The following is a 24,569-nucleotide window of genomic DNA, read 5'->3' on the forward strand; positions in this document are numbered from 1 at the left end:
TCTCATAAAGGAGTATACTGAATGACGGTAAGACTTATAGAAGGGGTAATGAAAATGAAGCTTGCAGGAAAAGTTGCTATCGTAACTGGCGGTGGCATCGGTATTGGACGTAATACAGCTCTTTTGTTGGCTAAACAAGGCGCAAAAGTAATTGTGACGGACATTGATCAAGAAAGTGGACAAGCAACAGTGGAGGAAATTACGAATCTAGGCGGAGAAGCACTTTTTGTAACCTATGATATGGGAAAGCAAGGAGATTGGCAACGCGTTATCAGTATTACTTTGAATGCATTTAGTCGCATTGATATGCTTTTTCAAAATGCTGGTTTATATAAAATAGATTCTATTTTTTCTCGCCAACAAGAGAACGATTCCAATGTACTTTGTATTAATGACGTTTGGATAGAGATAAAACAATTAACGTCATCTTTTATGAAACAGCAAGAAGAAGTGGTGCTGAGTGACTTACCGATTTTCGGTATTATTGGCACGAAAGGACAATCATTTCATACAGTAGAAGCCCTCGTATAATAATGAAAACCGCCCTCAAAGTATGTGGACGGTTTTTTTGTATGTTATACAGGGAGAAATTATTTTTTAACGAATACGTTGTTCAGTTTGACTATCAAAGAAATGCGCTTTATTCATATCAAATGCTAGTTTAATTTGATCTCCAGGTGAAAATGTATGTCTTGCATCAACACGTGCTGCAAAATCTTGATCTCCAAGTTTCATATATAAAATAGATTCAGCACCTAGTAACTCAGCAACTTCGATTTTTGTTGTGAAGGCAGTAGATTGTGAAGCTTCTAAAAATAATAGTTCATCATGAATGTCTTCAGGGCGAATGCCTAAAACAATTTCCTTATTTACATAGCCTTGTTCACGTAACATCTTCATTTTTCCTTCAGTTACTTTGACTTTTAATGAATTATCTATAACGAAATCGGTTTCAGTTAATTTACCACGGAAGAAATTCATTGCTGGTGAGCCAATAAATCCACCAACGAAAATATTTTCAGGTGTTTCATATACTTCTTTTGGAGTTCCGATTTGTTGAATCTTTCCGTCTTTCATAACAACGAGACGTGAAGCCATTGTCATTGCTTCTGTTTGATCATGTGTTACGTAAATTGTTGTCGTTCCAAGACGGTGATGTAATTTAGAAATTTCTGAGCGCATTGCAACACGTAATTTAGCGTCTAAGTTGGATAAAGGCTCATCCATTAAGAAAACTTTCGCGTCTCGAACAATTGCTCTACCTAACGCAACACGTTGACGTTGTCCACCAGATAACGCTTTCGGTTTTCTATCTAAATATTGTTCCAGTCCTAAAATTTTTGCTGCATTTTTCACACGACGATCGATTTCATCTTTTGGTATTTTTCTAAGTTTTAATCCAAATGCCATATTATCATACACACTCATATGTGGATATAAAGCATAGTTTTGGAAGACCATTGCGATATCGCGATCTTTTGGAGGGACATCATTCATTAGCTTACCATCAATTGAAAACTCTCCTTTTGAAATATCTTCCAGCCCAGCCACCATTCGTAATGTTGTAGATTTTCCGCATCCAGAAGGACCGACAAATACGATAAACTCTTTATCTTGAATGTGTAAATTAAAATCTGTTACAGCTGTTACGTTATTATCATATATTTTATAAATGTTTTCTAATTTCAATTCTGCCATGGTATTGCCCCCTAGAAAAATTATGCAAACGTTTTCTTTGAGTTTATTATAAACTAATAGATTCAAAAAATAAACAAAAAAATAAAACGTTTTCATTTATTAGAAGAATAGTAGTAATTTTCGTATGTTTTCTTAGAAAAATAAGAATAAAAAGTTGTAAGCGCTATTTTAAATTAAGATAGAATCTGTTATCATTCATTAATGAAAACGTTTGCGCCTTAAAAAAGAGAAAATCGAATTATTAATGAAATGGGGTAGCATAATGGAAAAACAGTGGTGGAAAGAAAGTGTAGTATATCAAATTTATCCTCGTAGCTTTATGGATAGTAACGGTGATGGTATTGGGGATCTTCGTGGAATTATTTCAAAGCTAGATTACTTAAAAGAATTAGGGATTGATGTCATTTGGTTATCTCCGGTCTATGAATCTCCAAATGATGATAATGGTTATGATATAAGTGATTATTGTAAAATTATGAATGAGTTCGGAACAATGGAAGATTGGGATGAGCTATTACATGAAATGCATGAACGTAATATGAAACTTATGATGGACTTAGTTGTTAACCATACTTCTGATGAACATAATTGGTTTATTGAATCACGTAAATCAAAAGATAATAAATATAGAGATTACTATATATGGCGTCCTGGAAAAGAAGGGAAAGAGCCGAACAACTGGGGAGCAGCTTTTAGTGGATCTGCATGGAAGTATGATGAAATGACAGATGAATATTATTTACATTTGTTTTCTAAAAAACAGCCGGATTTAAATTGGGATAATGAAAAGGTAAGACAAGATGTTTATGAAATGATGAAGTTTTGGTTAGAAAAAGGAATTGATGGCTTCCGTATGGATGTTATTAATTTTATTTCTAAAGAAGAGGGATTACCAGCTGTTGAAACGGAAGAAGAGGGGTATGTTTCAGGTCATAAGCATTTTATGAACGGTCCAAACATTCATAAATATTTACATGAAATGAATGAAGAAGTATTGTCTCATTATGATATTATGACGGTTGGTGAAATGCCTGGTGTAACGACAGAAGAAGCGAAAATGTATACTGGAGAAGAACGAAAAGAACTGCAGATGGTATTCCAATTTGAACATATGGATTTAGATTCGGGAGAAGGCGGAAAATGGGATGTAAAACCATGTTCACTCCTTACTTTAAAAGAGAATTTAACGAAGTGGCAAAAAGCATTAGAGCATACAGGGTGGAATAGCCTGTATTGGAATAACCATGATCAGCCACGCGTTGTATCTCGTTTTGGTAATGATGGAATGTATCGCATTAAATCTGCGAAAATGTTAGCGACGGTGCTTCATATGATGAAAGGAACACCATATATTTATCAAGGAGAAGAAATCGGAATGACGAACGTTCGATTTGAATCGATTGATGAATATCGAGATATTGAAACATTAAATATGTATAAGGAAAAAGTGATAGAGCACGGTGAAGATATAGATAAAGTGATGCAGTCTATTTATATAAAAGGGCGAGATAATGCTAGAACACCGATGCAGTGGGATGATAAAGATCATGCCGGATTCACAACAGGTGAGCCTTGGATTACGGTAAACCCTAACTACAAAGAAATCAATGTGAAACAAGCGATCCAAAATAAAGATTCAATTTTTTATTACTATAAAAAATTAATTGACCTACGCAAAAATAATGAAATAGTTGTGTACGGATCATATGATTTAATATTAGATAATAATCCTTCTATTTTTGCATACGTAAGAACATATGAAGAAGAAAAACTTCTTGTTATTGCAAACTTTACGGCGGAAGAAAGTGTATTTGAATTGCCTGAGGACGTTATTTATAGTGAATCAGAGTTATTCATACACAATTACGACGTAGAGAGTGGATCGATAGATAACATGACATTACGTCCATATGAAGCGATGGTATTTAAATTAAAATAAAAAAATCCTTATGCCACACCTTGGCATAAGGATTTTTTATTACCATGTTAAGATTGAGAATCCATATGGAGGAAGTGTAACCTGTAATACACTTGCTTCCGCTGAAAATTCTTCGTTTGTATAAATGTTAATGATTTTCTTTCCAGTAACATGGAGAGGGAGTGAAGCTGTAACATCACTATTAGTCGGATTTAAAACGAAAAAGATAGTTTCATCTTCATATGTTTTCGTATAAGAAATATAATTATGTTCATCATTTGCTTCGATGAATTGGAAAGTACCATGTCCTCCAAATGCTTTATATTGCTTTCGTAATGAAATTAATGTTTGTATATGTGTAAATAATAGATGATCTTGTTCTTTCATATCCCAAACCATACATTTGCGACAATCTGGGTCCATACCGCCGTCCATACCAATTTCGTCTCCATAATAAATACAAGGAGAGCCGATGAAAGAAAGATGGAATACATAAAGTAACTGTAACTTATTTTTATCTCCGTTACATGTTGTCAATATTCTTGGTGTATCATGGCTGTCTAATAAATGAAACGCTGCTTCATTTATATTCATAGAGTAGGAATGGAGAGATTCTGTAATTTGTTTCATAAATTCATTTGCTTTAATGGAATCATTAGCAAAGTAAGACAGCAGAGCGTTTGTAACAGGATAGCTCATTACAGCATCAAATTGATCTCCTTGTAGCCATGGAAGTGCATCGTGCCAAATTTCTCCTAAAATATATACTTCAGGATTTAATGCTTTTATCTCGCTTCGGAATTCTCTCCAAAAGCTGTGGTCGACTTCATTTGCTACATCAAGGCGCCAACCGTCTATATTAAATTCTCTTACCCAATAACGCCCAACTTCAAGTAAGTATTCTTTTACATCTGGGTGTGCTGTATTTAATTTAGGCATATACGGTGTAAACGCGAAAGTATCATAATTCGGAAGTGGCTCAGTTATAATTGGAAATTCATGAATATGGAACCACTCTTTATAAGCAGATTTCTCGCCGTTTTCTAGTACGTCTTGGAATTTATCGAAAAAGTATCCACTATGATTAAACACGGCATCGAGCATTATTTTTATACCGTGTGTATGACATGCTTGAACGAGTTCTTTGAACGTTTCTTTCGTCCCGAATTGCGGGTCGATTTCCATGTAGTCAATTGTGTCATATTTATGGTTGGAATGTGCTTTGAAAATAGGTGTGAAGTATATTCCTGAAATTCCAAGCTTAACAAGGTAATCGAGGTTTTGAATAATACCAGCAAAATCTCCGCCGAAAAAATTAGTTGGAGTTGGCTCAGCGCTTCCCCAAGGAAGAGTGTTTTCTGGATTTAGTGCACGATCTCCATTAGCGAACCGTTCTGGGAAAATTTGATACCAAACGGTGTCTTTAATCCAAGAAGGTGCTTGAAATACATCATTTGCATGAATAAATGGCAAACAGAAAAAGTTACCAACGTCATCATTTGGAATAGTGGAAAAAAATCCTCGCTCTGCATAAATAAGCGTTTCTATATCATTTTTTAATTCGAATCCATAACGTAAGCGCTTAAATTTAGGCTCGATGGAAATGGACCAATAATCAAACAATGCAGTAGAACCAGTTTTTTTCATCGCTGTACTTGATGTAATCCATTTCCCTTCTTTCCATTCATAAGGATCACCGTAAATAAGAGTGGCGCTTTGAACATCTTCTCTTTTAGTACGTATTCGGATGTGAATCGTTTTTTCATCGTAAGCGTATGCGTAATTATCTTTTGGCCTATGATAAATAGCTTCTTTAAGCATATAGAAAAGCCCCCTTTAATATCTCCATGCATATTGTTCCCTTAAGTATAATAATAAAGTATATGTTGCAAACGATTGCTTTTTGCATAGCTTTAATATTGCTTATAAGAGTAGTATTCATTTCATATAAAGTCAATGTATAAAGAGTGTAGTAATAATATTTTAAAATTAATATTTGCAAAATGAATAAAAGAATGTATAATGATAGACAAATAGCGCAAACGTTTTCATAGATTGAGATGTTGTTTGCGCTTCTATTAAACTATTTAATGCAAACGTTTTCAATTATTAGGGTACATATACAATTTAGGGAGGTTTTTGGGATGAAGAAAGCATTATCATTATTAACGGTTTCGGCATTATCAATTGGTATGTTATCTGCATGTGGACCGAAAGATTCAGGGAAAAAAGAAGAAAGTAAAGCGAAGAAAGATTACGATCTTCTCGTTTGGGAAGATGATAAAAAAGGTGTTGGTTTAGAACCAGCAGTGAAGAGTTTTGAGGAAAAATATAAAGTAAAAGTAAAAGTCGTTGAAATGCAAATGACAGATCAAGTGAAGAAGTTACGCCTTGATGGACCAGCGGGGACGGGACCAGATGTTGTAACATTACCACATGATCAAATTGGAAACGCAGTAACAGAAGGTTTACTTTCTGAAGTGAAAGCTGATGATACTGTAAAGAGTAGATTTACTGAATCATCGATAGAAGCACAGAAATATAACGGAAAATTATATGGTTTACCAAAAGCAATTGAGACACCAGTCTTTATTTACAATAAAAAATTAATGCCAAAAGCGCCAGAAACGATGGACGAGCTGTTTAACTTCTCAAAAGAATTTACGAAGGATGGCAAATACGGATTTTTAACACTAGGAGATAACTTCTACTTTGCTAATGCATTTATGGCAGGTATGGGTGGTTATGTATTTGGTGAAAAAGATGGAAAGCCAAATGCAAGTGATGTTGGATTAAATAATAGCGGAGCGGTACAAGGTGCTGAATATCTTCAAAAATGGTACAAAGAAAAGTTATTCCCGAAAGGTATTATCGGTGAATCTGGTGGACCTGCTGCTGATGGACTATTTAACGAAGGAAAAGCAGCATCTATTATGAACGGCCCATGGGCGTTCCAAGCAATGGAAAAGAACGGAATTGATTATGGTGTTGCTCCAATGCCGAAATTACCAAATGGTCAACCGATGAAAACATTTGTAGGAGTTAAAGGATGGCATGTAACAAGTTTCTCTAAGCAAAATGATTTAGCTACAAAGTTTACTGAATGGATAACAAATGAAGAAAACGCAAAAATTCGATTTGAGAAAACAAAAGAAATTCCTCCAGTAAAATCAGTAATGGAAGATCCAATTATTAAAGATAATGAAGCTGCAAAAGCAGTTGCAACGCAATCTGAAAATGGAATTCCAATGCCAAACATTCCGGAAATGCAAGAAGTATGGAAACCAGCTGGAGATGCGCTTCAATTAGTTGTTACGGAAAAAGAGGCACCAAAAGCAGCACTTGACAATGCAGTGAAGCAAATTAAAGGTAATATTGAGGCAAATCATAGTAAGAAAAAATAAGGTGAAATTCGTGCCTCTCATATGAGGGGCACGAATTCTCTCCCAGAAAAAAGGGGGAAGGAACATGCAAACATCTATGGAACCAGCAAACGGTTTAAACGGTTCAAAGCATAGGAAAATGGCAACCATGTTATCTATCATTCCAGGCGTGGGCCAAATGTATAATAAGCAATTTGTAAAAGGTCTTATTTTTCTAGTATTAACAGGTTCATTTATTGTAGCCTTTGCTGATTTATTAAATATGGGATTATGGGGAATTGTAACGCTTGGTACAGAAGTTCCACGTGACCATTCTGTCTTTCTATTAGTAGAAGGAATCTTGGCACTTATCGTCATCGTGTTTGGACTCGGAATATATGCATTTAATTTATATGATGCATACCAAAATGGGAAGAAACGTGATATAGGAACACCGTTAAACTCTGTAAAAGAGCAATACCGTAATTTACTAGATCAAGGTTTTCCATATTTAATGGTTTCACCAGGTTTTCTATTACTTATCTTTGTAGTTGTATTTCCAATCATCTTCGTAATTTTAATTGGATTTACGAACTATGATTTATATCATTCTCCTCCAGCTAAATTAGTAGATTGGGTAGGATTTAAAAACTTTATTGATATCTTTACATTACCGATGTGGAGAGAGACATTTTTAAGTGTATTTTCTTGGACTGTCATTTGGACATTCGTTGCAACGACATTACAAGTTGCGCTTGGTATTTTCTTAGCGATTATCGTAAATCAGCCTGGTATTAAAGGGAAGGCAATTATTCGAACAATCTTCATTTTACCATGGGCAGTTCCAGCATTCGTATCTATTCTTGTTTTCTCTGGTATGTTTAATGAAACATTTGGAGCAATTAACAATCAAGTATTGGCTTTATTCGGAATTGAAAAGATTGCTTGGATGACAGATCCATTTTGGGCGAAGATTGCTTTAATTATGATTCAAACGTGGCTTGGATTCCCATTTGTCTTTGCAATGACGACAGGTATACTGCAATCGATTCCGGGAGAATTATATGAAGCAGCTACAGTAGATGGAGCTACAGCTTGGCAACAGTTTCGTAAAATTACATTGCCACTTGTTCTATATGCAACAGCACCAATATTAATTACGCAATATACGTTTAACTTTAATAACTTTAGTATCATCTATCTATTTAACGGCGGAGGTCCTGCTGTAGCTGGACAAGACGCAGGTGGAACAGATATTTTAATTTCATGGATTTATAAGTTAACGATGACTTCGGCGCAGTACGGGAAAGCAGCAGCTCTTACAATGATATTATCGTTAATCGTTATTACAGTTGCGTTATGGCAATTTAAGAGAACAAAATCATTCCAAGAAGAGGATATGATGTAAATGAATATTAAAAAACAAAAGATGTTACGTCTCTCATTAAGTTATTTCGTTATTTTCGTAATGTGTGCCATCATTTTCTATCCATTATTATGGATTATTGGCTCATCGTTTAATCCAGGTGATAGTTTATCCGGATCAAGTATTATTCCACAAAATGCAACGTTAGATCATTATCGTAAGTTATTAGATTTAGAGAATAGTAATTATTTACTATGGTATAAAAACACGTTAAAAGTAAGTGTTATAACGATGATTTTCTCAGTGTTAGCAATTAGTTTTACTGCTTATGCATTTTCGAGATACCGTTTTGTTGGAAGGAAAAATGGTTTATTAACGTTTTTAATTCTGCAAATGATTCCGAACTTTGCGGCGCTAATCGCTCTATACGTATTAGCACAGTTAACAGGGTTAATCGATACGCACCTTGCATTAATTTTAATTTACGTAGGCGGGGCAATTCCAATGAATACATGGCTTATGAAAGGATATTTTGATACGATTCCGAAAGAATTGGATGAGTCAGCTCGTATGGATGGGGCAGGACATTTCCGTATTTTTTGGCAAATCATTATGCCACTTGCAAAGCCAATCGTAGCGGTTGTGGCATTATTCACTTTCATTGGTCCATTTACAGATTTCATTTTAGCGAGTGTTATTTTGCGCACACCAGAAAATTATACGTTAGCAGTTGGGTTATATGAAATGGTAGCGAAGAAATTTGGTAATGAATTTACAACGTTCGCAGCGGGTTCAGTATTGATTGCAATCCCAATTTCAATTTTATTCCTATCACTACAAAAATACTTTATCTCTGGTTTAACTGCTGGAGGTACGAAAGGATGAAAAATGGGACGTTACGTCCCATTTTTCTTTTCATCTCCCTATAAAAAAATTTATAGGGAGATGAAAAGAGATTTGACATCACATATGCAAAGAAGTGAAATAAATAGTATATTATAGTATAGGAAAAAAGAGCTATATCCCTTACAATACATGGAGAGGGAGAATATGATAGGTATTACAAGATAGAATCAATGAAAGTTTATGACTTCTCCTATTACTTGCAACGGGTGCAAGATTAAAATATATAACAAAATGGCAGAGAAGTGAGAGGAGGGGGATTTTTATGACAGTTACAATTAAAGATGTGGCGAAGAAGGCAAATGTAGCACCATCTACCGTTTCTCGTGTAATTGCTGATAATCCAAGTATAAGTGAAAAAACAAAGCGTCGTGTTCGGAAAGTAATGAGTGAACTAGGGTATCATCCCAATTTAAACGCAAGAAATCTAGCTAACCAAACAACAAAAACACTTGGTCTTGTTATGCCAAGTTCTGCAAGTAAAGCTTTTCAAAATCCGTTTTTCCCAGAAGTTATAAGAGGGATTAGTTCATTTGCACATGTGGAAGGGTATGCGCTTTATATGTCGACAGGTGAAACGGAAGATGAAATTTTTAATGGTGTTGTAAAGATGGTACAGGGGCGCCAAATTGGTGGCATTATTCTTTTATATTCAAGAGAGAATGATCGGATTATTCAATATTTGCATAAACAAAATTTCCCGTTTGTTTTAATTGGGAAACCGTATGATCGAAAAGATGAAATTACATATGTAGATAATGATAATTATACAGCTGCAAGAGAAGTAGCAGAATATTTGATTTCATTAGGTCATAAACAAATCGCGTTCATCGGCGGTGGATCAGATTTACTTGTAACGAGAGATCGTTTGGCTGGTATGAGTGATGCTTTAAAATTAGCGGACATTGTATTACCAAAAGAGTATATTTTACATTTTGATTTTTCGAGGGAAAGTGGTCAACAAGCCGTTGAGGAGTTAATGGGACTACAGCAACCACCGACAGCAATTGTGGCAACGGATGATTTAATTGGACTTGGTGTGTTAAGTGCTCTTTCTAAAAAAGGATTCGTTGTACCAAAGGATGTTTCCATTATAAGCTTTAACAATGCTTTATTATCAGAAATTGCGAGTCCGCCACTTTCGACAGTTGATGTGAATATTTATCAACTAGGATATGAGGCAGCAAAAGCTTTAGTGGATAAAATAGAGAATGCGGAGTCTACTGCAAAGTGTATTATTATTCCTCATAAATTACTAAAGCGCCAAACTTGCGATCATTATGCATAAAAAAGCTAAGAGTTTAACTCTTAGCTTTTTGTTGTAGAAAGGCCTCTAATCGATCACAGCCTTCTTTTAAAGTTTCAATACTATACGCATAGGACAAGCGAAGATAGCCTTCACCATATTCAGAAAATGCAGTTCCAGGAACGACAGCTAGTCCAGCTTCTTTGACAAGGTCAAGTGCAAAATCAAATGATGAAGAAGTTAAATGACCAACATATGGGAATAAGTAAAATGCACCTGTTGGCTTTTCAACTGTTAAGCCCATTTGAATGAGTCGATTATATACGTAATCACGACGTTTTTTGTATTGATGACGCATCATTTTTGGTGCATCTTTAGCAGCTGTTAATGCTTCAATTGCAGCATACTGAGCGATTGAAGTAGCACACGTTACGTTGTATTGATGAACTTTTAGTATATGTCCTGCTAAATAGCTTGGTGCGAACAATAGACCGATACGCCAGCCAGTCATAGAATGAGATTTTGATAAACCGTTAATGACGATAGTCTTTTCACGCATTTCTGGGAAATGAGCGATAGATGTATGCTTTTGTTCATATACAAGTTCGCTATAAATTTCATCAGAAAGGACGAAAATATTTTTATCTTTTAAAACAGTTACAATATCCTGTAATTCTTCTTTTGATAAAGTTACACCAGTTGGATTAGAAGGATACGGCAGTACGACGCATCTTGTTTTTTCTGTAATAGCATTTTCTAGCGCTTCGGCTGTTAAACGGAAGCCAGTTTCACGAACATCGATAAAAATAGGTGTAGCACCGCATAATCGAATAATTGGTTCGTATCCTGGATAAATAGGAGCAGGTAAAATAACTTCTGTTCCTGGCTCTAAAATCGTTCGGAATGCAATATCAATTGCTTCACTGGCACCGATTGTAACGATGGTTTCGTTTTCAGGCGAATACTGTAAATCGTAGTTATCTTTTACAAAGTTACAAGCAGCCTTGCGTAATTCTAGTAAACCGGCGTTATGTGTATAGCTTGTATAATTTTCTGTAATAGCCCGTTTTGCCGCTTCTTTTACGAGAGAAGGCGTAGGGAAATCGGGTTGACCAATTGTTAAAGAGATAAGATTATCATAGTTTTGAATCATGTTAGAGAATTGACGGATTCCAGAAATTTGGATGTCCTTCACTCTAGGGTTAATGAATTGTTCCATTGTATCTCCCTTTCTTCCGTTTGAAAATTAAGTTCATTTTAACATATTTTCTATGATTTCGCTTGCGTATATGTTATGTAGAAAGAGAGCGATAATAGAAAAAAAGCCGCTGTAAGCGACTTTTTAATATCCGTACTCCCAATCTATTTCATCTTCATTCCAAAGTACAGAGGATACTTTGCCAAGGTGAACAACTGATTCATTCACAGCACATGTGCAATTTTCTTCTCCGGTTTTATGCTGTAACTCTTCATATACTGATTTTTCAACATTTTCTAGAACAACCAAATTCTCTTCTTTTAAAACAAGCGTAGTACCCGCCATATTTATCTTCCTCCTACTAAAATAATGATCACTTATTTGTAAACATAGATAGTATGGATTATATGCTGTATTTTGCTATAGTTGTCCGTCTCATGAAGTATTTTTTATTTTCTTTGTAATCCGTATTCATTGTATACTGCCCGACGGAAATTTGGTACAGGGTTTACATTCATTTCGAAAATCTGTAACAATTATTATGTGTTGTTAACAAAGAATTAACAAATATGTTAAGAAAAATCAAAATTTTAAAACAAATAAACCCGTAAAATGATATAATCATATCAAAATACATATAGGGGATGAGAGGCTATGGAGCTGATCCGTGATTTAATGATCCAAATTGCCATCATTATTTTGCCACTATTTTTATATGAAGCGATTCGTTTAAATCGTTATCAAGAAATGCCTCCGAAGCCGAACCGCTACTTTATTATGTTTTTATCCAGCATTACACTCGTTCTCTCCATGACATACTCTATTTGTTTTGGTGACATTTGTGGGTATAACTTTCACCCAATCCCGATTGTTAGTGGTTTTTTATATGGTGGGATTGTTGGTTTAATCCCGGCCGTTATTTTTGTTGCATATGAATGGGCGCTAAAGGGAATGAGCCTTCTTCCAGTCATAGAAGTAATATTTCTATTGATAGTTCCATTATTTTTATCAAAGAAATGGTCTCTATTTTCAAGGGATAAGAAGCTAATTTTAGCATTTATGATTTCATCACTATACGTACTTGTTTCTTTAGTGATTGGCATGATTAACGTTCTGTTAGAAACGGGGTTTACACCACATATTTCACACTTATATAGCGGATATATATTTGCTTCGCTTATTATGGTTATGACTATGGTATTTCAAGTGTACTTAACAGAATATTTAAACGAAAATGCAATATTACGTACAGAGATGCAAAAGTCAGAAAAGCTTAATATTGTAAGTGAGTTGGCAGCAAGTGTTGCACATGAGGTTCGAAATCCACTCACTGTTGTTCGTGGTTTTATTCAATTGTTAGAAAGTACGGAAGATGTGAAAAATAAGGATTATATGCGTCTCGTATTAGCCGAATTGGATCGGGCAGAACAAATTATTTCAGATTATTTGAATTTAGCAAGGCCACAAATTGAGAAAAAAGAACACATTTGCTTATCCGCTCAATTAATAGAAATGACAACTCTTATGTCATCATTTGCAGCGATGCAAGGTGTATATTTGCAAGTTGAGATTTCTGAAAGTCTTTATACGATCGGTGATAAGACGAAACTGAAGCAAGCTATTATGAATGTTGTTAAAAATGGTATTGAAGCAATCCAAGGAAATAAAGGATATTTAAAAGTAACGGCTATGCAAAAAGATGAAACGATAGTAATAAGAGTTAAAGATAGTGGTGTTGGAATGACGAAAGAACAGTTAGTAAGACTGGGACAACCGTATTATTCTTTAAAAGAAAAAGGGACAGGATTAGGACTTATGGTAACATTTAGTATTTTACAAGCGCATAATGGTACGCTGGAATATAAAAGCGAAAGTGGGAAAGGAACTGAAGCGATTATTATATTGCCAGCTGTAAGAAATAAGGAATAAAAGTTACCGATGGAAGGTAACTTTTTATTTTATATTGTTTATTCATTTGTTTTTTCTTGTTTTGCTCGGCTAAATAAACTTTTAAATGATTGCAAGAATCCTTGCTCTTTTGATGCAGCAACCATTCTTTTTGTTTCTTGAATTTCGCGAATTACTTGCATAAGTTGTGCATCCCGATTGCTGTCTTTATTATAAATTTGATTTACGAGTTTATTCATTTTTTCCTCTTGCTTAGATTCGCGTTTATACATATGATTCATTAATAAGTCCATCTTTTCTTTTTGCAGGGCATCTGTTTGAGCGGCATGATCCACTAACTCTTGTAGCATTTTTTCTTGAGAGCCTTCTTTTACATAAACTTGTTGCATCAATTCATCTAGCTTTTCATCTTTTAAACGATTTTGGGTAATAAGGGTAGAATTTTGATGAATAATTGCTTCATTTAATTGAGCGAGCATTTCAAGTTTTAACATGAACTCCTCAAAGTTACGCCCATCTTCTTTTTCTTTCGTTTGTATTTCTTGCTTATCTTGTATAGCGGGTACAGGCGGGTCCTCTTTTTCTTTTAAAATAATAGGTATCGTTTCTGAAATGTCTTCTTGCAATGTAGCAGCTCTTTCATGTATAGATTTCAATAGTTTTAAATCATCCAGTTTATAAATGCGAGCATCAGCTGTTTTGGAAATGATATAACCATGATCCTCTAACAGTTGACTATATTTGCGAACTATATGTTTTGGGATGCCTGTTTTATTCGTGACATCTTTCGTTTTATAGGTAGCTTCCATAATATTTCCTCCCCAAAAAGTATCGTATATATCATTTCAATCTTTTATGAGGACTTCCTTTGAAAAAGAATGTCGGAAGGTTATTAGTTTTCTACAGCATTAGTGAAAAGATGAAGGAAAATGAGAGTTTTTTGGCGGAATGGCGAAGAAGAGCTAAAATAATGTCTGAAAACATATACAGGAGAAGTTTGTTATAATAACGGAGGCAAAGAAACTGGTAGAATCATGGAGGTATACATGAAGCAATTAAAAGGTATTATCATTTCAATTATTGCAATTCTTTCTATTGTAGTAGCGGTGTATGAAGTACTTGTTCCAGAGGAAACAAGTATCAAAAAAACGAATACGTATGATCAAGTTCTAGAATTTCCGAAAGAGCGATATCCAGAGACAGGGAAACATATTACGGATGCTATAAAAGAAGGACATTCAGAAGTTTGTACAATCGATCGTAGTGGTGCTGCGGATAGAAGGAAATTATCGTTAGCTCCATATCCATCAAAAAAAGGGTATGATCGTGATGAATGGCCAATGGCGATGTGTAAAGAAGGTGGAAAAGGAGCACATATTGAATATATAAGTCCAGCAGATAACCGCGGAGCAGGGTCTTGGGTAGGAAATAAGTTGGACAAATACCCAGATGGTACGCGTGTGAAATTTGACGTAAAGTAGTAGTTGCATATTTCATAATGAAGGAGAATGGGAACGATGGAGTTAACAATTTCTTATTCGCAATTAATGTTGATGAACTATGACGGTGATCAGCCTTACGTTGACTGGACGGATGAAGATTTTGAAAGAGGTTATGCGAAGGCGGATGGAACTGTTATTTTTGAAGCACTCTCTGATTATACTTGTGAAGTGAAAGTGACTTGCGGGAAGCATATTGAGAAAGAAGAAGCGATTAGAACGGTTACAGTTCCTTTTACAGTTGAAAATGGATGTATCGTTGTAACAAGTATTCTTTCAAATAAATTTCAAATTCCTATTGCGAATGGTGAGTATACAGTTGTATTACAGGCAACTCCTCTTGAAGAACCAACGGATGATGAATTATATAAAATACAATACGAATTCTTTTTTGAAAGTAAAGAATAAAAAATGGGTTATCCTCAATAAGGATAACCCATTTTCGTTATGCGTTTGTTTTTAGCAGGGAGCGAGCATCTTTTGCTGCTTGCACCATGTGCTCTAAAGCTGGAATAACTTCTTCTGTTCTTCTCGTTTTTAAACCACAATCAGGATTAATCCAGAAATATTTAGGATCGCATACTTCTAAAGATTGTTCTACGATTTTATACATTTCATCTTTACTCGGTACACGTGGGCTATGAATATCATATACACCTAGACCGATGCCTTTTTCATATGTTGTATGTTTTAATGTATCAATAAATTCACCGTGACTTCTTGATGTTTCGATAGAAATCACATCTGCATCTAATGCGCGAATCGCATCAACAATATCTTCGAAGTTACTGTAACACATATGAGTATGAATTTGTGTTTCATTTGCTACAGAAGAAGTTGCTAAAAGGAAGGATTGAACTGCCCATGTAATATAAGTGTCCCAATCTTTTTCTTTTAGTGGCATTCCTTCACGAAGTGCTGGCTCATCGACTTGGATTACTCGAATTCCGGAAGATTCAAGTAGTTCAATTTCGTGACGAAGAGCTAATGCAATTTGATACGAAACTTCTTTTCTTGGAATGTCATTTCGAACGAAGGACCAATTTAAAATTGTAACAGGTCCAGTTAACATTCCTTTTACAACTTTCTCTGTTAAGCTTTGTGCATAAACAGTTTCCTTAATAGTCATTCCGTTAATAAAGGCTACATCACCATAAATAACAGGTGGTTTTACGCAGCGGGAACCGTATGATTGTACCCAACCGTTTTTAGTGAATGAGAAACCAGCAAGACGCTCACCGAAATATTCGACCATGTCAGTTCTTTCAAACTCACCATGTACAAGGACATCAAGACCAATTTCTTCTTGGTAACGAATCCATTTTTCTGTCTCTTTTTCAATAAATTTTTCATATTGTTCATTTGAAATAACACCGTTACGCCATTCTTTTCGCGTTTGACGAACTTCAGTTGTTTGCGGGAAGCTACCGATAGTTGTTGTTGGTAACAATGGTAACTCTAGGGCAACTTGTTGTAATTCGTATCGCTTTTCAAATGGAAGAGGACGTGAGAAATCTTCTTCTTTTAGTGCTGTTCGTGCTGCTTTGACATCTTCACGGTTACGTACAGCAGATGAACGAATTGTATGATGTACATTTCGATATGTTTCCAGCTCATTACTAATACTTTCTGTACCTTGAGTGAGAGCAGAGTGAATGAGAACTAACTCTTCTAATTTTTGATTTGCAAATGCTAACGCATCGAATAGTTCAGTCGATAAGTGAATTTCTTCTGTTTTATCGATTGGTGTATGCAATAAGCTACAAGAAGGCTGAACGATGAAGTCTTTCGTTTGGACTTGTTTTTGTAACGTTGTAAATAACGTAAGAACTTCATCAAGGTCAGCTCTCCAAATGTTACGGCCATCTATACAACCGACAGCTAAAGTTTTATCAGCTGGGAATCCATATTTTGAAATAGCATGTAGATTACCTTCTTTACCATGAACGAAATCTAATCCAATACCGGATACAGGGAATGTAATAATTTCTTCATAGTTTTCTTCTACACTATCAAAATATGTTTGTAAAAGAAGGTTCGCATTTGGAACTTCTTTACGAATAGCTTCATAAATTTCTTTTGCTTGTTGAACTTCTTCTTTTGTTAAAGAAGCGAAAATCGGTTCATCAACTTGAATGACTTGTGCACCAGCTGCATGTAGTTCTGAAAGCAGTTGTACGTATGGTGCAACTAATTGTTTTAAAATCGTAGCGAATTGTTCTTGTGTATAACCTTTAGCTAATTTTAAGAAAGTATATGGTCCTAAAATAACAGGTTTTCCATCTACTCCTAATTCTTGTTTTGCCTCTTCGTATAAGCGAAGTGGACGATTATCTTTTAAAGAGATTTGTAATCCCTCTTCATATTCAGGAACGATATAATGATAGTTTGTGTTAAACCATTTTGTCATTTCAGAAGCTACGTGATCTTTAGAGCCACGCGCCATTGCGAAATATACATCAAGGTAAGATGTAAACTCAGAAAAACGTGATGGGATAAATCCTAGCATATAAGCAGTATCCAAAACGTGATCATAATATGTAAAGTCGCCAATTGGAATGAGTTCAATCCCTTTTTCTTGCTGTACTTTAACGTGTTGAAGGCGAATTTCTTTCATCGTTGTTAAAAATTGTTCTTCATCGATTTTATTGGACCAAAAAGCTTCCAATGTTTTTTTCCACTCTCTTTGTAGTCCGATACGTGGATAACCTAAGTTACTTGTTTGAATTGCCATTTTAAATTCCTCCCTAATTGAAAGTAAGCATTTCCGTTTACTAGGAAATACCTATAACAAAAAGCATAAAGGCATAGAAAATAAGCCTTCCTTTTTGTTTTAACACCTCATCATCATCCGTGAATCTATCAGTGTTGCTAAAACAGGCAGGTCTCCTGACTTATGCTTCATATAATTTCTTTCACCTTCCCGTTTTCACAGTGGCACTAAACAAGAAATCTCAGCATTTACAGTGGCGGGACCGTGTTGGAGTTTCACCAAGCTTCCCTTTTAAACACGAAACGAAATTTTCGTGTACCTATTTTCCTTTTGAAAGGAAGTTAACAAGCGATATGATATTGAAACAAATTCTAACACAATTTTTGGAATTTTGTCTACTGTTTTAAAATAAGAAAATTCTAAAGTTTTTTATTTTTATTATTCTGATTGTTCTAACTTTTATAAGAGTGAAGAGAGGTAGCGGTAATTGAAATAAAGTGCGATTAAACTTATAAAGAAGTGTGTATCTGTACAGAGATAAGATGCCAGTTATGTTATTTAACAATCGGTTCATGTTATATCAAAACCTAAACAAGTATCCCCCGTCCTAAATTAGAACGGGGGATACTTGTTTAGGTTTTAACATTAAATAACTTTATTGTCTTTTTACAGTTTCTTCTTTATAAGTTTACCTTTCATCTATATCAATTTCTGACAGTCGCCCTGCAACTGCATCTGTAAGGAGGGTGTTTAACCATTGTAATTCAACTGTAATATGTTCAATAACGCTTTGTAAAATATATAGTTGTGCACGTGGAATGTGTCCTTTGCTACAATCATAAATAGTTTGCATTTTATGTAAATATTGAACGGTATCATTTTTCTTTTTTTCTAAAATAGGAATTAACTCTTGATCATCACCAAAATGAGCGAAAGAGAGTGCTGAATAAATTGGTTTATAGATTTGATTTTTTGCCTCGAATTGTTTTAATAGTAACGTGTGAAATAACCGTTTACCTTCTTCTGTTATATGAAAGATTGTTTTATCGGGTCTATTCGTATCTCGAACAATCGTGGTAATACGAATTGCACCCTGCTTTTCTAATTGCTCGAAGGCGTAGTAAAGTGATCCTTTTGCATATTTAATATAACAATCCATTTGTCGTTCTTTCATGATGTGCTGCACTTCATATGGATGTTTATCTCCTTCGAGTAGCAAGCCGAGAATGACTAATTTCATGCTCATGCTGTCTCAACTCCTATAAATAAAAACTTTATACATATTATAAACGGCATATCCGTTTTCATAAAGGGATATGCCGTTTCTTCTCTCTATATTAACTTACTTGCTTTTGTTTTTGTTTCGTTTTTGGACCTGTAAAGAGGCGTTCATTGCCCATAAGTAAAATACAAATAATACTTAGTACAGCCGGAATAAGTGCCCAGAAGAATGTACTGGCAATAGAGGTAGCGAGAGCATCTTTAATACCAGTTAATATTTCAGCTGGAATCTTCTCGGTAGCACCTTGTGTTAATAAGAAACTTGTGTCTCCGCCTTTTGGAGCTAATTTAGCTAGTTCAGGAGGGAACACAGTGTTTAATTTAGTAGTAAAAATATGGTTTTGAATTGTACCGAAAATCGTTACACCAAGAGTCATACCGAGTGAACGGAAGAATGAGTTTGTTGATGTAGCAGAACCACGGTCTCGCATTTCTAACTTGTGGATAGAAGACATACTTAAAACTGAGAACGAGAAACCAACTCCAAGTCCAGTGAGAACCATAAATAGCGTTACAAGTAGACGAGGTGTATCCATTGTTAAAGTGCTTAGTAAATAAATACCAATTACGAAGAAAACGCCAGATACCATCATGATGTTACGATAGCTTGTTCGAGAAGCTAACTGTCCACCTGTTTGACTTCCAATTACAGAGCCAACCATCATAGGTGTTAAAATTAATCCAGCATTTGAGGCTGAACCGCCGAGAACACCTTGAACGAAGATTGGGATATAAACTGTACAGATAATAAAAGCGGCACCATAGAAAAAGGCAACTCCTTGGCTAGCTGCGAATAAAGGTTTTTTAAATAGATGGAAAGAAATGATAGGTTCAGTTGCTTTTCGTTCTACGAAGAAGAAAATAATAAGCATAATAACAACTGTTGTAAATAAACCGATAATTACAGTGGAATTCCATGCGTATTCTTTACCACCAAGTTCTAAGGCGAACATTAAGCAAACGATACTAATAACAAGTGTAATAGCGCCGGCCCAATCAATTTTTTGTTTTCTAAATTCTAGAGATTCACTGTAGTATTTAGTAATGAAGAAGAAAGAGATAAGTCCTAATGGAATATTAATATAGAAGACCCAATGCCAACTTATATAGTCTGTAATATAAGCACCTAATAAAGGGCCGAATACACTAGATGTCCCGAAAACCGCACCGAATAGCCCTGTCATTTTTCCACGCTTTTCTGGTGGGAATATATCGTACATAATCGTGAAGGCGATAGGCATAAGAGCACCGCCGCCGATCCCTTGAATTGCTCTATAAATACTTAGTTGCTCAATACTAGATGCTGTCCCGCAAAGTGCAGAACCGAATAAGAAAAGAATGAGACCACCAATATAAAAGCGTTTCCGTCCGTACATATCAGAAAGTTTTCCGAAGATAGGCATCCCTGCCATTGTTGCTACCATATATGCAGACGTGACCCAAACGAACTTGTCAAATCCTCCTAGGTCTCCAACAATCGTTGCCATTGCTGTTGCAACGATTGTATTATCCATTGCCGCCATTAAAATACCAAGTAATAAACCTGCAACAACAAATTTTGTATTGTTGGAGTCTTTTTTTGATAATTGAGATTCCAAATATAACCCTCCTTTAATAATAAGTAAACTATATGAAGTTTTGAGTGCAGCACATAAAAATTTAAAGTATAGTTCTTTCAAATTAATTTAAACAAGTGCACTGACAAAGCCATAAAGAATATTATAGTCAAATTTGACTAAAAGGCAAACTTTTTCTTCCGTCAAAATATTCTGTTGTATGGACAGCAAAAGAGTGAGTAATACTTAATATTGGTATAAAGTCAATGAAGGAAATTGTAAAAAAATATTTCAGTAAGAATACTGCCTGTTAACAGAGGAAAAATGGTTTTTTCTTTATATTGTCGAATAGGATACAAGGAAGAGCAATAACTATATATCGTTTGTAACAAGCTTTATTAATATGGTGTAGAGAGGTAGAATAAGGTCGTATGGATGATGCATCTGAAATGGGGTGAATATTATTGTGAAAATATGGAAACGAAATTCGGATCAAGGAAGGCATTCAATACCGCTACAACCAGTATTATGGATTGATGGCTCAAAAAAGGAAAGCGAATGTCCTAATATAGCAGTTACATTACAAATCCGTAGTATGTATAAAGAAAAATTTTCATATGAACTGACCTATGATGTAAACGACATACTTATTATTCGAATTGAAGTAGAAAATAAAGGAATGGAAATGATTTCACGAGTTGTAGTAAGTCATATGATTCGAGATTATTTTGCATATATCCCAAATTCATTAAAGGCTGATAAGGGGATGAGCGAGTTTTTGTTCCAGCTTGTAAGGTGGCGAATCGAAAATTTATTACCGAATGAGAAAGTAGAACTAATTTGTAAAATAAAAGCAAATAAAGATAAAGCAATTAAAAACGCATTATTTCAGGCTACATATACATTTCAATATAAAGGAGTATCATATGGTCCGCTGCAAACAAATGAAGTTGTTGTGCGGCAATGATAAAAAGGAACCTGTAAGAAAGGTTCCTTTTTTAATGAAGATTGTGTTTTTTGAGTACTTTTTTTTGCTCGATTCCTTTTTTTCCTACATAATTATTTTTATAACCAAAATATAAAATGAAAAGAAAGGAAGCAACATTTACAATAGCGTCAATTTGATCGTTTGTAATAAAGTTCACTCCGAAAGAATTACATAATAATTTTAACGATAACAGAAAGCCTGCTAGTAAACGTATAATATCTGATAGATTTTCTTTTTGTAGCATACAGATCACCTCTTTCTAAAACGATATATAGTATATATATGAAATAGAATAAAAATGGTATACAAGCTTAAGCGAAAATGTACACTCAATGTGTACATTTTTTATTTTGTAGAAAAACATAATTGTTATAGAAACATATATTGGTATAGAAGGGAGGAGAAGTATGAAACATAAAGGAAAAATTAGTGGGTTATTACTTGGGAATACAGTGGCAGTTACAGAATGGATTGCGCTTCAGGATGTAATTACAAAACTGGATTCGCGATCATTTTATACCGTCTTTATTATTTATATATTGCAAATGATACTCAGCTATTATTTTGGACATTGGTATGATAAAAGAGCGAGTGGACGTATGGATACGGAAGTAGGAGGAATGGCAAGTAATGATTTTGTAGTTGATTTTTTTGAGAAAGTAACTGCTCTGTCAGAACGGGATTCTCATAATATTACAGTGTACATTCTTTCTATGAAAGAATGGAAAGGACTAAAAGAAACAGTGCAAGAAAAAAATTTGGAGGTGTTAGTACAAAAATTGGAGAGTACAATTGTAAAGACAATTCGTAAAGGGGATGTTGTTACTAGGTGGGACGAAAATAAGTATGTTATTGTGGCAGTTGATAACGGACATGAAAAGTCGACGATAACAAACCGATTAATGAAAAATATTGAAAGTGAAATAGAAAATGGTTTGTTAAGTATGACGCTTTTATTTGGAGCTGCTAGTTATCCAATAGAAGGAAAAACTTTTGAAGAATTGTTAAGAAAGGCACAAAATCAATTGTACCAGCATAGGGATTTGTAAGAAAATGAGTGAAACTTTGATTTGAAGAAATATGATATGAAGAAGTTTTGAATGTAACATTTTTTTGACTTTTATTACAAAAAGAACTTTTATTGTAATAAAAGTCTTTAAAAATATATGGAATAAGCATATAATTATGATGGATGTGTCAATGCATTTTGCACAATGTGTTTCATTTTAAAAGTGTAGAGGGAAGCATGCTCTACACTTTTCCTTTTTAGGGAATGACAAGAATAATTGTAAGTTGTTGCAAGATAGCATTTATACTGTGTAAAATGAACAAATAGATTATTTGATAGAAAGCCGGAAAGGGAATGATAGAATGATAGACGTGAGAGAACAACGATCATCTTTTATCAGGTGAATTATTATTACTGTTGTTCTTCAAATTATTATGGCTGTGATGAATTCCGTTGTACTTTTATGTAATACATAGTATGAACAGACTTTAAAAAGTGCTAAGTAAAAGATGGATATGAAACTGCTAATTGGTTCAAAAAAGTAAAATGTAATTTTAAGTAATACAATTTGTACAAGCATTATAAACAATATCAATGATTTTCGTAGAAAAGGTGCGAGTATGGAGTTTATAGAAGGATATATAATTTTCATAGCTTTTTACACGATGATCGTATATAAGTAGGAGGAAGAAGATGTTGAAATATAGTAAATTAGCAATTGTAACTGCATTATCAATGACTTTATTAGCCGGTTGTTTCGGACCGAAACCAGAAGAGGAATTATATGTTGCATTTGAAAATGCTGCAAAGCAAGAAAAAACAATGTTTGAAGATGCAAAGAAACTTGAAACTTTAGAAAAAGAGGGACAAGAATTATATAACCAGATTGTTCGAGAAGGAAAAGATAATAATCAAACTGTTAAGGAAAAATTGAACCAAGCAGTGAAAAATACAGATGAACGAGACAAAGTGCTTAAAAAAGAAAAAGAATCTTTAAGTAAGGCACAAGAAGAAGTAAAATCAGTAGATAAATATGTGAAGAAAATTGAAGATAAGAAATTGAAAGATCAAGCGGATAAAGTGAAAAGCATATATGAGAAACGACAAGATTCATTTAACAAGATGTATGATAGCTATAATAAATCGTTAAAACAAGAAAAAGAATTATATACAATGTTACAAGATAAAGGTACAAAATTAAAAGATATTAGTGAAAAAGTAAAAGTAGTAAATCAATCTTATAAGGATATTGAATCAGAAAAAGACAAGTTTAATGAATTTACAAAATCTTATAATACAGAAAAAATAGCTTTTTATAAACAAGCAAATATTAAAATTAAAGAAGAGAAAAAATAAAACAGTTTGGCCTACAATTGGCCAAACTGTTTTATTTTTTTGTATAAGTACGACTATACCATGGGACAGGTTCACTTAATTTTTTTTCTTGTTTCAGTGCTTCAGGACCAATATAATCTTGAAGTGTTTTTTTTGCTACTGTTAAAGATAAGGTTGTTTTCGGATTTCGATAGGAGGATTCAAGATGACCAAGATGTGGTAGGATTCGAAAATCTTCTTTGGTAGGAGGAATATGGAAAAAATAATCACCTAAACGTATAAGAACATCAGATTGTTGTTGGCTAAAACGTGGATTTCTAGAAAAATGTAATCCTTCTTTAATAGCTTTTTTTTCAGCAATTAAGCGTTCTAAAGCCGTCTTTTTTAACCAGTATAAATACTTCGGATTAGTTGCAGCTTTAGCATGACGATTCACAACGAAAATAGATTGAGCTAGTCGATTAATAGAATGTTGGTTTTGTAATTGAGATTGTGGTTGTGAAGGTTTCATATTGAATCTCCTTTCAATTTTTCATTATTATAACATAAATAAAAGAGGTTTTTATTATATGCAAAAAGTGATTGTATA

At 34.3% G+C, this 24,569-nt stretch carries 22 protein-coding genes and 1 riboswitch; of the genes, 12 read left to right on the forward strand and 10 right to left on the reverse strand.

The genetic code is table 11. The features are described 5' to 3' along the window. Positions 1–21: 21 nt before the first annotated feature. A complete protein-coding gene (locus tag ILT06_RS04740; RefSeq protein ID WP_064474918.1) occupies positions 22–531 on the forward strand; it encodes an SDR family NAD(P)-dependent oxidoreductase in 510 nt (169 codons plus the stop codon). 66 nt (positions 532–597) lie between these two features. Here ILT06_RS04740 and ILT06_RS04745 read toward each other — a convergent pair whose 3' ends face one another. After that, positions 598–1,698, reverse strand: a complete 1,101-nt coding sequence (locus ILT06_RS04745) for an ABC transporter ATP-binding protein (RefSeq protein WP_064474919.1) — start codon at positions 1,696–1,698, stop codon at positions 598–600. A gap of 262 nt (positions 1,699–1,960) precedes the next feature. On the opposite strand from ILT06_RS04745, the gene malL reads away from it, so the two are divergent. Further along, the gene (gene malL / locus ILT06_RS04750; RefSeq protein ID WP_064474920.1) at positions 1,961–3,637 is read left to right on the forward strand and encodes an oligo-1,6-glucosidase; all 1,677 of its coding nucleotides are present in this window, start codon (positions 1,961–1,963) and stop codon (positions 3,635–3,637) included. Between the two features lie 39 nt (positions 3,638–3,676). Here malL and ILT06_RS04755 read toward each other — a convergent pair whose 3' ends face one another. Continuing rightward, positions 3,677–5,437, reverse strand: a complete 1,761-nt coding sequence (locus ILT06_RS04755) for an alpha-glycosidase (RefSeq protein WP_064474921.1) — start codon at positions 5,435–5,437, stop codon at positions 3,677–3,679. 323 nt (positions 5,438–5,760) lie between these two features. On the opposite strand from ILT06_RS04755, the gene ILT06_RS04760 reads away from it, so the two are divergent. From ILT06_RS04760 to malR, 4 genes are all read left to right on the forward strand, one after another. After that, complete coding sequence (locus tag ILT06_RS04760; RefSeq protein WP_088047234.1) at positions 5,761–7,020, forward strand: extracellular solute-binding protein; 1,260 nt, start codon at positions 5,761–5,763, stop codon at positions 7,018–7,020. A gap of 64 nt (positions 7,021–7,084) precedes the next feature. Then, on the forward strand, positions 7,085–8,386 hold the full coding sequence (gene malC, locus ILT06_RS04765; protein WP_001194989.1) for a maltosaccharide ABC transporter permease MalC: 1,302 nt from the start codon (positions 7,085–7,087) through the stop codon (positions 8,384–8,386). After that, positions 8,387–9,229: a maltosaccharide ABC transporter permease MalD gene (gene malD / locus ILT06_RS04770; RefSeq protein WP_064474923.1), complete on the forward strand. Its 843-nt coding sequence runs from the start codon at positions 8,387–8,389 to the stop codon at positions 9,227–9,229. A gap of 283 nt (positions 9,230–9,512) precedes the next feature. Continuing rightward, complete coding sequence (malR, locus tag ILT06_RS04775; protein WP_064474924.1) at positions 9,513–10,535, forward strand: maltose operon transcriptional repressor MalR; 1,023 nt, start codon at positions 9,513–9,515, stop codon at positions 10,533–10,535. A gap of 13 nt (positions 10,536–10,548) precedes the next feature. On the opposite strand, the gene ILT06_RS04780 is transcribed toward malR, so the two are convergent. Beyond that, positions 10,549–11,712 carry an aminotransferase A gene (locus ILT06_RS04780; RefSeq protein ID WP_000434595.1) on the reverse strand — a complete coding sequence of 388 codons (1,164 nt, stop codon included), beginning with the start codon at positions 11,710–11,712 and terminating at the stop codon, positions 10,549–10,551. Between the two features lie 123 nt (positions 11,713–11,835). Beyond that, a complete protein-coding gene (locus ILT06_RS04785) occupies positions 11,836–12,036 on the reverse strand; it encodes a hypothetical protein (protein ID WP_000929285.1) in 201 nt (66 codons plus the stop codon). A 309-nt stretch (positions 12,037–12,345) separates the two neighbouring features. Between ILT06_RS04785 and kinB the strand changes: the two genes are divergently transcribed. After that, positions 12,346–13,620, forward strand: coding sequence for a sporulation sensor histidine kinase KinB (gene kinB, locus ILT06_RS04790; RefSeq protein WP_000420381.1), 1,275 nt, complete (start codon positions 12,346–12,348; stop codon positions 13,618–13,620). A 38-nt stretch (positions 13,621–13,658) separates the two neighbouring features. On the opposite strand, the gene ILT06_RS04795 is transcribed toward kinB, so the two are convergent. After that, positions 13,659–14,408 carry a DUF3967 domain-containing protein gene (locus tag ILT06_RS04795; protein WP_064474926.1) on the reverse strand — a complete coding sequence of 250 codons (750 nt, stop codon included), beginning with the start codon at positions 14,406–14,408 and terminating at the stop codon, positions 13,659–13,661. A 237-nt stretch (positions 14,409–14,645) separates the two neighbouring features. Here ILT06_RS04795 and nucA point away from each other — a divergent pair, with 237 nt between their 5' ends. Both nucA and comJ read left to right on the forward strand, forming a co-directional pair. Next, the gene (nucA, locus tag ILT06_RS04800) at positions 14,646–15,080 is read left to right on the forward strand and encodes a DNA-entry nuclease (RefSeq protein WP_064474927.1); all 435 of its coding nucleotides are present in this window, start codon (positions 14,646–14,648) and stop codon (positions 15,078–15,080) included. A gap of 36 nt (positions 15,081–15,116) precedes the next feature. Further along, entirely contained in the window at positions 15,117–15,506 is a 390-nt protein-coding gene (comJ, locus tag ILT06_RS04805; RefSeq protein ID WP_098103105.1) for a competence protein ComJ, read from the forward strand. A 37-nt stretch (positions 15,507–15,543) separates the two neighbouring features. Here comJ and metE read toward each other — a convergent pair whose 3' ends face one another. The 3 genes from metE to ILT06_RS04820 form a co-directional block, all read right to left on the reverse strand. Further along, complete coding sequence (gene metE / locus ILT06_RS04810; RefSeq protein ID WP_154131167.1) at positions 15,544–17,832, reverse strand: 5-methyltetrahydropteroyltriglutamate--homocysteine S-methyltransferase; 2,289 nt, start codon at positions 17,830–17,832, stop codon at positions 15,544–15,546. Between the two features lie 128 nt (positions 17,833–17,960). Beyond that, positions 17,961–18,149, reverse strand: a riboswitch (cobalamin riboswitch). A gap of 350 nt (positions 18,150–18,499) precedes the next feature. Continuing rightward, complete coding sequence (locus ILT06_RS04815) at positions 18,500–19,057, reverse strand: PadR family transcriptional regulator (protein ID WP_064474931.1); 558 nt, start codon at positions 19,055–19,057, stop codon at positions 18,500–18,502. 91 nt (positions 19,058–19,148) lie between these two features. After that, positions 19,149–20,690: an MDR family MFS transporter gene (locus ILT06_RS04820; RefSeq protein ID WP_088047235.1), complete on the reverse strand. Its 1,542-nt coding sequence runs from the start codon at positions 20,688–20,690 to the stop codon at positions 19,149–19,151. Between the two features lie 424 nt (positions 20,691–21,114). Between ILT06_RS04820 and ILT06_RS04825 the strand changes: the two genes are divergently transcribed. Continuing rightward, complete coding sequence (locus ILT06_RS04825; protein WP_048563239.1) at positions 21,115–21,615, forward strand: hypothetical protein; 501 nt, start codon at positions 21,115–21,117, stop codon at positions 21,613–21,615. A gap of 31 nt (positions 21,616–21,646) precedes the next feature. On the opposite strand, the gene ILT06_RS04830 is transcribed toward ILT06_RS04825, so the two are convergent. Beyond that, on the reverse strand, positions 21,647–21,880 hold the full coding sequence (locus tag ILT06_RS04830; RefSeq protein WP_076539911.1) for an SPP1 phage holin family protein: 234 nt from the start codon (positions 21,878–21,880) through the stop codon (positions 21,647–21,649). 163 nt (positions 21,881–22,043) lie between these two features. Between ILT06_RS04830 and ILT06_RS04835 the strand changes: the two genes are divergently transcribed. Both ILT06_RS04835 and ILT06_RS04840 read left to right on the forward strand, forming a co-directional pair. Then, positions 22,044–22,685 carry a diguanylate cyclase domain-containing protein gene (locus ILT06_RS04835; RefSeq protein WP_088047236.1) on the forward strand — a complete coding sequence of 214 codons (642 nt, stop codon included), beginning with the start codon at positions 22,044–22,046 and terminating at the stop codon, positions 22,683–22,685. Positions 22,686–23,338: 653 nt separating this feature from the next. After that, a complete protein-coding gene (locus tag ILT06_RS04840) occupies positions 23,339–24,001 on the forward strand; it encodes a YkyA family protein (protein WP_088047237.1) in 663 nt (220 codons plus the stop codon). Positions 24,002–24,032: 31 nt separating this feature from the next. Here the strand turns inward: ILT06_RS04840 and ILT06_RS04845 are convergent, their stop codons facing one another. Further along, complete coding sequence (locus ILT06_RS04845) at positions 24,033–24,491, reverse strand: YkyB family protein (protein WP_000804864.1); 459 nt, start codon at positions 24,489–24,491, stop codon at positions 24,033–24,035. Positions 24,492–24,569: the final 78 nt, after the last annotated feature.

This window comes from Bacillus sp. 17RED48, assembly GCF_019837545.1.
GTDB classification, from domain to species: Bacteria; Bacillota; Bacilli; order Bacillales; family Bacillaceae_G; genus Bacillus_A; species Bacillus_A wiedmannii.